Origin of the sequence: Anaerobacillus alkalilacustris (genome assembly GCF_001866005.1) — a bacterium.
GTDB lineage: Bacteria > Bacillota > Bacilli > Bacillales > Anaerobacillaceae > Anaerobacillus > Anaerobacillus alkalilacustris.
In genome coordinates, this window is sequence record NZ_MLQR01000049.1 from 53,374 (window position 1) to 65,903 (window position 12,530).

Sequence of the window (12,530 nt, forward strand, 5' to 3'; positions counted from 1 at the left end):
AAACTCAAATTTTTATACTTCTCTTGCGTAATAAAAAAGGATGACCACAGTCATCCTTTTTTATTTAATCAGAATTTATAAATTTCTAACTTAGAAACTGTCTAGCTCCAGGCGCCATCGGCTCGATCACTTCAGACCTTTTCGGAAGCCAAAGGCCGCCCCAGTGAAGCTACTGCTGAGATTACTTCGAAGCTGCTTTGCGACGAGCAAACGGAGTGGCACAGGAGCAGCTGCTCGTGACCAAGGCGCTTGCACTTTTCTTACTACTCTATTGGTCTTGTAACAGTAACGCAACTTCATTTACGTCTTTATCACCACGACCTGAAATATTAACGATAATAATTTGGTCTTCCTTAAGCTTTGGGGCAGTCTTAATTACATATGCAATAGCGTGAGCACTTTCTAAAGCTGGGATAATTCCCTCAGTACGCGCTAACTCCTGAAACGCTTCTAGCACTTCCTCTTTTGATACCGCATAATATTCGGCACGACCACTTACTTTTAAGTGACTATGTTCAGGACCAATACCTGGGTAATCAAGGCCTGCAGAAATAGAATGTGTAGGTAATGGATTACCTTTTTCATCTTGCAGAACTAAACATTTGAAACCGTGTAAAACACCAGGTGTACCCTTCGTTAAACTCGCTGCTTCCTTAGGTTCTACACCAACTAACCGAACTGATTTTTCCGGAATATATTCACTGAATGCACCAATGGCATTGCTACCACCACCAGCACATGCTACAACCATATCTGGTAGTCTACCTTCTTTTTCTAAAATTTGACGTTTTGACTCTTTACTAATTATAGCTTGGAAATGTCGAACAATAGATGGGTAAGGATGTGGGCCAACAGCCGAACCTAATAAATAAAACGTATTCTCATAATTTTCAATCAAATCATTTAATGCCTCATCAACGGCATCTTTTAGTCGACCTTGACCTTTACGAACTGCAATGACTTTTGCTCCTAAAAGTTCCATACGAAAGACGTTTAGAGCTTGCCTTCTCGTGTCTTCTGCCCCCATATAAATGATACATTCCATACCAAGCATTGCACATGCAGTTGCTGTTGCTACACCATGTTGCCCCGCTCCAGTTTCGGCAATAATGCGATGTGCTCCCATCCTCTTGGCAAGAAGAATCTGCCCAATGACATTATTTATCTTATGAGCACCAGTATGATTTAAATCCTCACGTTTTAAATAAATCTTTGCTCCACCTAACTTTTGAGTTAAACGCTGAGCAAAAGTTAGCGGATTTTCTCTACCAACATATTCTTTCAAATAATAGAGATATTCTTTATTAAATTCTGGTTCATCTTTGTATGTTTCAAAGGCTTCTTCTAAACGATCTAGTACTGGCTGAAGTTGTGGTGGAACAAAGCTTCCACCAAATTCACCAAAATATCCCTTTTCACTCTTCTCAACTTTTACCGTCTCAACTTTACTCATCTCTTCTCATCCCTTCATAAATAACTAATTTCATATTATCAATCAATTTTGAAAAATTCATTGTTGATTATATTAATGATTGTTTAACCCAATAAATTGTTCTTCTTTCTTATTGGATACTACCTTTATTAAATTATCATTTTTCATTAGATAATATTGAACACTGTCTACTAAAGCTAACCAACTAGCTTTTATTATATTTCCAGATACACCTATAGTACTCCATTTCTCTGTTCCATCAGAAGATTCAATTAAAACACGAACCTTTGAGGCTGTTGCTTCTGTTTCATCAAGAACTCGAACTTTATAGTCAGATAAATACATATTTTTAATAATTGGATAAAATTGTTCTAGCCCCTTACGAAGAGCATGATCAAGCGCATTGACAGGGCCGTTCCCCTCTGCAGCTGTTAATACCATTTCATCATGCACACAAAGCTTGACTACAGCTTCTGTAGAAAAGATATCTTCTCCATTTTTTTCAACAAAGATCTTATAATAATCTAATAAAAAGTATTCTTTCCATTCACTAAAACTCTTTTTCACTAAAAGTTCAAATGAAGCCTCAGCCGCTTCGTATTGATAGCCTTCATGTTCTTTTTCTTTAATTTTCTCAAGAAGCAATTTAGAGTTTGGATCTTTTTTATCAATTGAATAGTTCCACTCTTTAGCTTTAAACATTAAGTTACTTTGCCCTGAAAGTTCAGAAATGAGAACACGCCTACTATTCCCTATTAGTTCAGGCTTAATATGTTCATACGTTTCAGGATGCTTTAAAACAGCGCTAACATGCATTCCACCTTTATGTGCAAAAGCACTTTTTCCAACAAATGGCTGATTACTTGGTGCAGCCTGGTTAGCAACTTCATGAACAAATTTTGATATAGAAGTTAAATTACTTAAGTTTTCTTTCTTTACACACTGGTAATTAAGTTTTACCTGTAAATTTGGGATAACAGAAATTAAATTTGCATTCCCGCATCGTTCTCCATAACCATTGATCGTTCCTTGAATATGTCTAGCACCCGCTTGAACTGCAGATAGAGAATTTGCAACGGCTACTTCACCATCATTATGACAATGAATCCCTATCTGTATATTTATTTTATCACATACAGTTTTAACAATTTCATATATTTCATGGGGAAGAGTTCCACCGTTTGTATCACAAAGTGCTATACAGTCAGCTCCTGCTTCTTCAGCTACCTTAATAGCTTTTAGAGCGTACTCTTTATTTTGTTTATAGCCGTCAAAAAAGTGCTCAGCATCAAAAATAACTTCAAGACCATTGTCTTTTAAATAAGCTACAGAGTCTCTAATCATATCAAGGTTTTCTTCTAATGTTGTTTTTAGAGCCTCAATCACTTGGAAATCCCACGTTTTACCAAAAATCGCAACTACTTTAACACCACTTTCAATTAACTTCTGAAGGTTTTCATCTTCGTTTGCTTTAACACCAATCCTTCGTGTGCTTCCAAAAGCTGTTATTTTAGAATGACTAAGTTGAAGGTCTTGGACTTTTTGAAAAAATTCCATATCTTTTGGGTTACTTCCCGGCCAACCGCCTTCTATATAATGAACTCCAATTTCATCCAACTTTTCTACAATCTTTAATTTGTCATCTACAGATAAGCTTATGCCCTCACCCTGTGTTCCATCACGTAAAGTCGTATCATAGAGAAAAACTTGTTCTCTCAAGCTAATTCCTCCAATTCAAAATAATTAAAAATAAGACTTTGCCAAAAAACAACTACTTTCCTTAATAACAATAATTATTACTCACTTTATTTTGTTGAAGTTTTAGTTTATCTTAAATTTTAAAAGTCATATTTCCGTAACTTTAATGATTTTCATTGTTAGATTTCTTCCTAATAATGCATAAAAGTATATCATAGCTTATTTATTAATTCTATATATTTTCTGAAAAAATAAAAAATATAGAAAACTTTAGTTATTATAAGAAAGAATATAACTATTCATAAAAATATATTAAAGTCTCCGATGTAAATGAGTGAATTAATAATTATTTAGAAAGAGCCACAAAAAGCTATATCTAGTCACATATGTTTTAACGTAACAGTAGTTATAGTGTCTCAGACGCAAAAATAATGAATATATAGAAAAAGAAGAGGGTTTGCCCTCTCCTGATCATTATTTTTCTGAAAGTCGCTGTATGTGCAATGCAATGTACGCTTGTTCAGATATCGGTAAATCAAACTGATATACTTCCTTGATTAAATTGCCTATTTTTTCAGCTGTATCAAAAGCTTTTTTATGTTTTTTCTTAATCACTTCAAGCATCTCTTCATCCATATCATGAAATGGCTCTTTTTGCTGAATCCTTTGAAAAGCAAAACGTAAATGGGTTAACAGGCGTTGGTAGGATAATGATTTAGCATGAATCGAAGTATTAAATTCCTTTTCAATTAAGCCAATAACGTCATTAACAAAGCTAGATACATCTAAAGAAGGTTTAAGACTTTTACGATTCATTTTAGCTGTATGTATGTGTAGCGCAATATAACCAACTTCATCGTTAGGTATTTCAATACTTAAACGTTCCTTTATTCTTTTTTGTGCCCAAAGTCCAACTTCATACTCTTCTGGATATAATATTTTTATTTCTTGAAGTAATTTATTATTAATTTCATATCCTTGTTTGAGCCTTTCAAACGCAAAAGAAAGATGATCTGTTAAAGCAACATGAACGTGATCATTTAAAGGGGTCATTAAAGCCCCCTCTGCATAACTAATAATTTCTTCAGCAATTTTAATATGTTCTATTGGAAGTGTACTTAATATTTCTTGAAATTTTTCATAATCATCATTATCTTCCATTACAAACACTTTTTCCACGTTATTCTTTGCAATGATATCATTTTTCTTCTTTTGAAAAGCAATTCCAGGACCTATTGCAATTTTTTCACTAGTACCTTCTTGAACAATTACAGCATTGTTATTCAGGATTTTTTTTATTTTCATTTATGATTCTCCTTTTAACTCATTGGCTAACTAGAAAATCGTTTTATCATCCTTAACCTTGTTATTAATTTAATTTTACCTCAATCACTTCTGTCTTACCAGCAGTCACTGTAGTAGTGTTTTCTTTTCTTATTTCATTTACTATTTCTCCATTTGTAATAACCATTGGAGTGATAATACTAGAAGCTTTTTCTTTTACTAACTCTAAAGAAAACTCAACTAAACGATCACCAACCTTTACTTTATCTCCTTCCTTAATATATGTGGTAAATCCTTCTCCATTCATTGAAACCGTTTCTAAACCGATATGAATTAATATCTCCATACCACCTAAAGATTTTATTCCAATCGCATGTTTCGTTGGGAAAACCTGGACAATCTCACCTTCTACTGGTGAAACTACTAACCCCTCTGTTGGTTCAATTGCAATACCATCTCCCATCATTTTTTGAGAAAAAACCGGGTCTGGAACTTGATCAATACTTAATAAGTTTCCTGTTAGTGGAGCAAAAATTTTCTCACTTTCAATTTTTACCTCTTTACTTTTTCCTAAACCAAATAATTTTTTTAACATACTATCTCCCTTTCTACTCATTTAATAATAACTATAACTATAAGTATATGTAAAAAAGGCAAAACCTACCCCTGCAAAGGGATACCCTTTGCAGAAATTTAGGTTTTGCCTGAATACAGTAACAATCCTACAATATTTAACAGAGAAGCGCACGCCTTCATTACGAGTGGCTGCTCCTGTGCCCTCCGTTTGCTCGTCGCAAAGCTGTATGAAGCCAATCAACGAAGAATTCCAAGCAGTAATTGAAGTCAGTTGCTTGACTGAAGTGACCGAGTTCATAGGCGCTAGAGCTAGACACCTTTCCAAGTACAAGGATTTAATAAAATCCTTGTAAGAGTTTATTATTCTTAATTTACTATCTACATTTACTGATGTCAATATGAAAACAGAAACATATTATGTTTATTATAAACAAAAGTTTTGCATTACAGAAAGAGGTGTACAAGTGCAATGAATAACAGGGCAAGATTTCCAATTCAGCGCCTTATCAATTATACAGAATTGTTACACAAGCTTAAATTTTTTACCGATGATGATAAAAAAGAAATCTTAGATAAAATACGCGCGAAGAATAAGTAAAAATTTAGAAAAACTATCTTTAATTGTTATTTATGCGAATATTTAATTCAATTAATATTAAAAACGTTCGGGAAAAGTGCTATTCTAATAAAAGAACTTGTGCTATAATCACGAAGTAATTAAATATTTCTCGTATAATAGCAGGGATATGGCCTGCAAGTTTCTACCGGATTACCTTAAATAATCTGACTACGAGTGATTGGGATAGCTATCGCTAATTTTTTATATTCTAGCATAGTTATAAATTTTCGGTTATAGTAAGCTCGAAATTCTACCTTTCACTCATAGTTTGTCTGTGGGTACCGGTAGAATTTTGAGTTTTTTTATTTTTTGATATTGGGAGGATTTCATTTATGAACAGGTTAAAACAAGCCATTTTAGAAAAAGGAGTTGTTATTTCAGACGGTGTGTTAAAAGTAGATTCATTTTTAAACCATCAAATTGATCCGACACTTACTTTGGAGATCGGAAAAGAATTTGCTGAAAGGTTTAAAAATCAAGAAATCACAAAAATATTAACAATAGAATCATCTGGTATTGCTCCGTCTCTAACTACTGCTTTAGAACTTGGGGTTCCTGTCATTTTTTCCAGAAAGAAAAAATCATTAACATTAAGTTCAAATTTATTAACTGCAAAAGTTTATTCTTATACAAAAGATGAAACAAACGAAATAACTATTTCAAAAGATTTTATTGTTGAAGGTGACAAGGTTCTAATCATTGATGACTTTTTAGCAAACGGTGAAGCTGCATTAGGACTTACTTCATTGGTAAAGCAAGCTAATGCAACTGTTGTAGGTATAGGGATTGTCATTGAAAAATCCTTTCAACCTGGACGTGATAAATTAGAACAGGCTGGATTTCATGTAGAATCTCTTGCTCGAATTTCTTCACTCGAGAATAAGAAAGTCAGCTTTATAGAAGAAATGGTCGCAAATAAGTAATCATTCTATTAAATATAAACCATATTTTAAGGAGAGAAATAAATGTCAACAAATCAAATTCAATATCCTTGGTATAAAAAAGAGGACACTGATGCTTTCTTTGCACTTTTTCAAAATAACTTAGCAAACTTTGTAATTATCGCTGTTACAATGCTTGGTATGGGTTTTCCTACAAGTATTGTCTTTGGTAAAGTTATACCAGGTGCTGCAGTTGCTGTAATTGTCGGAAACTTATACTATGCTTTTTCAGCCAAACGATTAGCTCAAAAAGAAGGGCGTACAAATGTAACAGCCCTTTCGTACGGTATAAGTACACCCGTTATGTTTGTCTTTTTATTCGGAGTTTTAGCACCAGCTAATGCTTTAACTGGTGATCCTGAATTAGCTTGGAAAATTGCTCTTGCTGCTTGTTTAATTAGCGGATTTATTGAAATTTTAATTAGCTTTACTGGAACCTGGGTGAGAAATAACATTCCTCGCGCAGCAATGCTTGGGGCTCTAGCAGGCGTTGCTTTAACTTTCATCGCTGGTGAGATGTTATTTAGAACGTTTGAAATGCCTGTTATTGGTTTATTTGTTTTAGCAGTTATTTTAGTCGGTATTATAGGGAAAGTAGCGTTGCCATTCAAAATCCCAGCATCATTATTTGCCATTGTTATCGGTACTGTATTAGCTTTTTCTCTAGGTTACACAGAATCAACTAAAATATCAGAAGGTCTTTCTAACTTTGGTTTTTATCCTTTATTACCTACGTTTGCTGCATTTGAGGGAGTTGGTTTATTATTTGGAACAATGATTGCTTTACTTGCTGTTATTTTACCAATTACAATTTATAATGCAGTAGAAACTATGAACAACGTTGAAGCAATGGCTGCTGAAGGTGACAGCTATGATGTTCGCGAGTGTCAAGCTGTCGATGGTGCTGGTACTGTCATTGGTGCATTGTTTGGTGGGATGTTCCCAACAACAGTTTATATCGCATCTGTTGGTTCAAAATGGATGGGAGCTGGACGTGGGTATAGTATTCTAAATGCAATTGTTTTCGGATTTGCAGCTATGTTCGGGGTAATTGCAGCTTTATCATCAATCATTCCCATCTCAGTAGTTGCTCCTATATTAGTGTTTGTTGGTATTTCTATGGTATCTACTGCTTTTCAAACGAATGAAAAAAAATATTATCCGGCTGTCGTTTTAGCAATGCTTCCTTATTTAGCAAACTTTATTATGACACGCTTTAATAATTCTGCCGGGGAAGCAGTTGCTAATTTTTCAAGTGCTATCGTACCATTAGGACAAGGTGCTATGTTCTCAGGAATTATCCTAGGTGCGATTACTGTATTCATTATAGACAACAACTTTAAAAAAGCTTCTATATTTTCATTCATTGGCGCTGCGCTTTCTTATGTTGGATTAATTCATGCTCCTTCACTTACATTAAATGCAGCTTTTGACTATATGTTCGGTTATATCCTTATTGGAATTTTCTTTTCAATGTATGCTTTTAAAAAGCATACAAATGTTAATGGACAAGATTTAAAGTCAGAAAAAAAAGCAGCTTAATAATAATGAAATAAAACGGTTTCTGTCCATTGCTAATACAATGAGCAGAAACCGTTTTTTTATTTTCCTACCGTTTCTTTTAAAAATTTATTTATCGCAAAGGCAACACCATTCTCATCATTAGTTTTTGTAATGTAACTACAAATGTCTTTTATCTCAGGTTCGGCATTTCCCATGGCAACACTTATCCCTGCTGCTTTTAGCATTGAAACGTCATTAAAGTTATCACCAATTGCCATTACTTCCTCCATGGATATACCCTTGCTTTCCGCAAACTTCTTCAAGGCAATTCCTTTTTGTGCATTTTGAGTTGATATTTCAAGATTATCACTTGCAGAAGAACTAATAGATAATTCGTAAAAAGGATTTTCTAATTTATTTTTCCCCTCTAATCTTGCATTTTCATCTTTTGTAAATGCTAAAACTTTAAGGATTTCGACATTTTTGTCTTCTACAAGTTTTTCAAAACTTTCTACATACGTTATTTCTCCTTGTTGAAATCTACGTTCTGCAATTTGTAATGCCTCTTTATTACTTGCATCAAAGCCTGTACTTTCGATCACGTCGATAACAACTAGTAGCGCTTGTTTGCGGTCTTTTGTAAATGCACCTTTCGTCGTGTAAATTTCATAATAAATATCTAGTGAACCTAGTATAGTTTCGATTTTCCTAAATTGTTTATTTGACAAAGGGGTACTATCAATAATTTCTCCTTCCTCAGAACGAATTTCCGCTCCATTTACACAAATAATCGGACAACGAATTCCAGCTTCTTTTAATGGTTTGATTGCCTCCGTATAATCTCTACCTGTTGCAACAACAACTAGTATTCCGCTTTCTTGAGCCGCTAGAATTGCCTTTGCATTTTCTCCAGGTAGCTCGCGCATATGATCAACAAGAGTTCCATCCATATCAGTTGCAATTAATTTCATTTTGACTCCTCCACTTCCTATTACTATAAATTAAAGATTATCAAAATCTTTCATTATAAACAAACTGCTTTCTTTAGTATCCCAGAGCAAAAAAACGATTTCATAATCTACGATCTATTCCCTATTCTTCATAGGATCATTCTTCTTGTCATACCCCCATCAACGACAATATTAGAACCTGTTATGAAATCATTGTCCTCCTCCGTTTAAATAAGCAACCTTTTGCGATATCACTAGGTTTTCCAACCCTTTTTGAAAAATGTTGTTGATGATCAACTTCGTTTATTGCGATCCAACCTGGGCTAATCGTATTTACTTTAATAGCATCTGCACTTAAAGTGGCTGCTAGGGCGTGCGTTAATGCTAATATTCCATCTTTTGAAGCAGCATAGGCTTCAGAATTAAGCTCAGACACGATAGCTCTAGTGAATGTTTTTAATAGTTAAATTATATTTGTGCAACACTAGTGAATAAATTGTTATTAATTTTTTACTACTTCTTATTGTCAATTATAATACTCTCGGGTGATAATGAATACGAGGAGGGATATAATGATCATTAAAGTGTTTGCTAATTTTCGAGAAATTTGTGGTGGTAAAGTAATAGAACTTACAGTAGAAGAAGGGCAATCCATCTCAACTGTGCTTGACGAACTCATCAACCAATTTCCCAAAATGTACGATGAATTGTACACTGTAGATAAACAGCTGAAACCACTAGTCCATGTTTTTGTTAATGGTAGAAATATTATTCACCTCGAAGGATTAACAACGACAATTCATTCTTCTGATCAAATTGCTTTATTTCCACCAGTAGCAGGAGGTTAAATGTTTGAAAAAGAACTTCAAATCAGAGGAATTTCTAGAAGCAATATTATTAACTACGTACTTCAAATAGGTGCACTTGAAACTAGTTCAGACTCCATATTTAAAGGTAAATGTTGGTCTTGTGAAGTTTCAGAAGAAGGGAGTTTATATATATTTCAATCTGTAATTCCTATGGTAACAGTTACATTCACTTCTAAAGATAATGACATTTTAGACAAAGTAATTGTTAATTTCCGAAAAAAAACATTCCGTGCAGGAGGTTAATTTAATAATAAAGTTTTAACTTACATATCCTATCTATAAGAAGGAAATATTTAATAGAGTGCCAATTCTAGAATTTTTGTAATTTCAAAAGTTAAGTCTTTTCATACTTTTCTTTTGAATAAAGGGAAGTCTCACATAACGAGACTTCCCTTTATTATTAAGTTCCTACAATTTCTTCGATTTCCAACTCTCGTAATTTTTCTTTTGTGACTATACCATTTTCCCAACCTCTTACATTATAGTATTCAACAAGCATATCAGCTAACTGCGAAACTGATCCAGACGAGTTTCCTGTTGCCGGTTCCGTCAAGAAACGTTGTGGTAATGTATCATCCTTACCATCAAAGCCGGCTTTATTATTAAAGTATCTCTCAATATTGTAAACTCTTTCTCCAATCTTCATTATATCGTCTCCTGTTAGTTCGATACCAACAACCGCTGAATATTGCTCTGCATATAAATCAGCATTTTCTGAGAATGATGAAAATTTACAAAGGTCAAGAGAATCTGAGAAAGCATGCAAGTCTTGGAATATTTTTAATAATTGCCCTTTGCCTTCTACCTTAAAACGATCGACCGCCTCTGGGATACCTGCAATTTCTGCAGCAATTGTATACCCTCTTACGTGACAAGCACCACGATTACTAGTAGCATACGCTAGGCCAATCCCTTGAACTCCACGCGGATCATAAGCAGGAATAGATTGGTTTTTAACAACCATCGCTATATCGCCATTACCAAATATTACAGCTGCCTTTCCTGGGCCTTCCGCTAAAATATCTCCTATTCCTTCTCGGGTAACAATTTTGTTAACCCAAGCAATCATAGTATCAACATCTCCCCAGTTAATTTCTTCTTTTATTAACCCTTTTTCATAAGCTTCCATTGCCATGGATAAGGTGTTACCTAACTCAATCGTATCTATACCATAATCATTACATTGATTAATCAAATAAGATATTGCTTCTTTGTTTGAACTCCCACAATTGGCACCTAACGCCCAAGCTGATTCATATTCAACACTTTCAGTTCTCACTTTATACTTACCTTCTTTAACTTCAACTTCCTTCTTACAGGCAACTGGGCAAGCATGGCAAGTTGGTTCGCTCACTAACAATTCATTACGAAATGCCTCACCACTAATAGCATCTGCTCCTTCAAAATGCGTCTCTTGAGAATTTTTTGTAGGAAGGGCACCGACTTCGTTTAAAATATTCATAAGTACATTTGTACCATAAACAGATAGACCACCTTTATTTGGCGCTGTTAATGCTCCTTCAGTTATTGCCTTTAAACCACTTTTAATAGCAGTAGGATATTTTTCAGGTTGAGCTGGCTCAGGCATATTACCTCTTTGATTGGCTTTAATAACGATTGCTTTTAAGTTTTTCGCCCCAGCTACTGCTCCTGTACCTCCACGCCCAGCCGAGCGATCATCTTCATTCATCCAACCAGCATAACGAACTAAGTTTTCTCCACCTTGTCCAATAGACATTACACTTGTATCTTTATTTCCATAAAGGTCTTGCAACGCTTTAATGGTTTCTCTAGTTGTCTTGCCCCATAAACTTGAAGCATCTTTTAATTCTGCTTTACCGTCTTCTATATAAAGATAAACAGGTTTTTCACTTTTTCCTGTAAAAATTAAATTATCAAAACCGGCCCACTTTAACCTTGCTGCTGTCCAACCACCCATATGAGAATCTGTAACAGTTCCAGTTAAAGGAGACCTCGATACTACACAGAGTCGACCACTCATATGAATTCTTGTTCCTGTAAGCGGACCAGTCATAATTGCCAACATATTGTCAGGAGAAAAAGGTTCAGCATTGTAAATTTTATTGTCAACCATATACTTTACTCCTAAGCCTCTTGCACCAACGTACTTCTTAACATCTTCTTCATTTAATTTTCGATACTCAATTGTTCCTTCAGTTAAGTTAATCCAAGCTTCGTGATTTCGGTATCCCCCAAATTTCAAAAAAAACCCTCCTTGATTATTTCATATTTCTATCTTACCTTTTAAATAATACTATAAAATTTACATATTTTCTCTTTATTTTCCAATGTTCATTAGATAGACTTAAACTAAAACTTAATTAATTTATGCACAAATATTCATATAAAATTTACCACTAGCGTTGTATAAATATTGTCATAATTTTAAGTTTAATTATTTTCTTTGTTTAGAGCCAAAAAAGTTAATACCCAACTAAAGATGGCTCCATCCATTTGGAAATTTATTTACAATTAGACTGGTGCAACGACGACAAATTGCGTATTAAGGGAGGGCTTTCCCTTCAATCTTTCGAAGCCAGATATGCGCTGGTTTCCACAAAGTAGCCTTTAAATATCGGCTAATTTGCAATGTTTTTCGCTTACTTTTTGTTTCCATCTGTGCAAGTACATGCAGGC

The 12,530-nt window shown here is 34.3% G+C and carries 10 protein-coding genes, 2 pseudogenes and 1 riboswitch; of the genes and pseudogenes, 4 read left to right on the top strand and 8 right to left on the bottom strand.

The window, feature by feature from the left end:
- Window positions 1-268: 268 nt before the first annotated feature.
- From trpB to BKP37_RS17570, 4 genes are all read right to left on the bottom strand, one after another.
- Window positions 269-1,453, bottom strand: a complete 1,185-nt coding sequence (trpB, locus tag BKP37_RS17555; RefSeq protein WP_071310929.1) for a tryptophan synthase subunit beta — start codon at window positions 1,451-1,453, stop codon at window positions 269-271.
- A gap of 72 nt (window positions 1,454-1,525) precedes the next feature.
- On the bottom strand, window positions 1,526-3,151 hold the full coding sequence (cimA, locus tag BKP37_RS17560) for a citramalate synthase (RefSeq protein WP_071310930.1): 1,626 nt from the start codon (window positions 3,149-3,151) through the stop codon (window positions 1,526-1,528).
- A gap of 453 nt (window positions 3,152-3,604) precedes the next feature.
- Window positions 3,605-4,435, bottom strand: a complete 831-nt coding sequence (locus BKP37_RS17565) for a PRD domain-containing protein (RefSeq protein WP_071310931.1) — start codon at window positions 4,433-4,435, stop codon at window positions 3,605-3,607.
- Window positions 4,436-4,499: 64 nt separating this feature from the next.
- The gene (locus BKP37_RS17570) at window positions 4,500-5,009 is read right to left on the bottom strand and encodes a PTS sugar transporter subunit IIA (RefSeq protein WP_071310932.1); all 510 of its coding nucleotides are present in this window, start codon (window positions 5,007-5,009) and stop codon (window positions 4,500-4,502) included.
- A gap of 689 nt (window positions 5,010-5,698) precedes the next feature.
- Window positions 5,699-5,800: riboswitch (purine riboswitch) on the top strand.
- Window positions 5,801-5,941: 141 nt separating this feature from the next.
- On the opposite strand from BKP37_RS17570, the gene BKP37_RS17575 reads away from it, so the two are divergent.
- The gene (locus BKP37_RS17575; RefSeq protein WP_071310933.1) at window positions 5,942-6,532 is read left to right on the top strand and encodes a xanthine phosphoribosyltransferase; all 591 of its coding nucleotides are present in this window, start codon (window positions 5,942-5,944) and stop codon (window positions 6,530-6,532) included.
- A 42-nt stretch (window positions 6,533-6,574) separates the two neighbouring features.
- A complete protein-coding gene (locus BKP37_RS17580; RefSeq protein ID WP_071310934.1) occupies window positions 6,575-8,092 on the top strand; it encodes a uracil permease in 1,518 nt (505 codons plus the stop codon).
- Between the two features lie 59 nt (window positions 8,093-8,151).
- Here the strand turns inward: BKP37_RS17580 and BKP37_RS17585 are convergent, their stop codons facing one another.
- Together BKP37_RS17585 and BKP37_RS17590 are read right to left on the bottom strand one after the other, a co-directional pair.
- The gene (locus tag BKP37_RS17585; RefSeq protein WP_071310935.1) at window positions 8,152-9,024 is read right to left on the bottom strand and encodes a Cof-type HAD-IIB family hydrolase; all 873 of its coding nucleotides are present in this window, start codon (window positions 9,022-9,024) and stop codon (window positions 8,152-8,154) included.
- Between the two features lie 128 nt (window positions 9,025-9,152).
- A pseudogene (locus BKP37_RS17590) lies at window positions 9,153-9,451 on the bottom strand (SDR family oxidoreductase); the annotation flags it as partial.
- Between the two features lie 124 nt (window positions 9,452-9,575).
- On the opposite strand from BKP37_RS17590, the gene BKP37_RS17595 reads away from it, so the two are divergent.
- Both BKP37_RS17595 and BKP37_RS17600 read left to right on the top strand, forming a co-directional pair.
- Window positions 9,576-9,851 (top strand): ubiquitin-like small modifier protein 1, encoded by a 276-nt coding sequence (locus BKP37_RS17595; RefSeq protein ID WP_071310937.1) that lies wholly within the window; start codon window positions 9,576-9,578, stop codon window positions 9,849-9,851.
- Window positions 9,852-10,115 (top strand): MoaD-like domain-containing protein, encoded by a 264-nt coding sequence (locus BKP37_RS17600; RefSeq protein WP_071310938.1) that lies wholly within the window; start codon window positions 9,852-9,854, stop codon window positions 10,113-10,115. It begins immediately after the preceding gene.
- A gap of 157 nt (window positions 10,116-10,272) precedes the next feature.
- Here the strand turns inward: BKP37_RS17600 and BKP37_RS17605 are convergent, their stop codons facing one another.
- Window positions 10,273-12,096: an aldehyde ferredoxin oxidoreductase family protein gene (locus BKP37_RS17605; protein ID WP_071310939.1), complete on the bottom strand. Its 1,824-nt coding sequence runs from the start codon at window positions 12,094-12,096 to the stop codon at window positions 10,273-10,275.
- Window positions 12,097-12,396: 300 nt separating this feature from the next.
- Window positions 12,397-12,530 (bottom strand): annotated as a pseudogene (locus BKP37_RS19800) (IS4 family transposase); the annotation flags it as partial.

Coding starts and splice junctions, on each gene's coding strand:
- BKP37_RS17580 (WP_071310934.1), top strand. CDS start 6,575: ATGTCAACAAATCAAATTCAATATCCTTGGTATAAAAAAGAGGACACT.
- BKP37_RS17595 (WP_071310937.1), top strand. CDS start 9,576: ATGATCATTAAAGTGTTTGCTAATTTTCGAGAAATTTGTGGTGGTAAA.
- BKP37_RS17600 (WP_071310938.1), top strand. CDS start 9,852: ATGTTTGAAAAAGAACTTCAAATCAGAGGAATTTCTAGAAGCAATATT.
- BKP37_RS17585 (WP_071310935.1), bottom strand. CDS start 9,024: ATGAAATTAATTGCAACTGATATGGATGGAACTCTTGTTGATCATATG.
- BKP37_RS17565 (WP_071310931.1), bottom strand. CDS start 4,435: ATGAAAATAAAAAAAATCCTGAATAACAATGCTGTAATTGTTCAAGAA.
- BKP37_RS17570 (WP_071310932.1), bottom strand. CDS start 5,009: ATGTTAAAAAAATTATTTGGTTTAGGAAAAAGTAAAGAGGTAAAAATT.
- BKP37_RS17575 (WP_071310933.1), top strand. CDS start 5,942: ATGAACAGGTTAAAACAAGCCATTTTAGAAAAAGGAGTTGTTATTTCA.
- trpB (WP_071310929.1), bottom strand. CDS start 1,453: ATGAGTAAAGTTGAGACGGTAAAAGTTGAGAAGAGTGAAAAGGGATAT.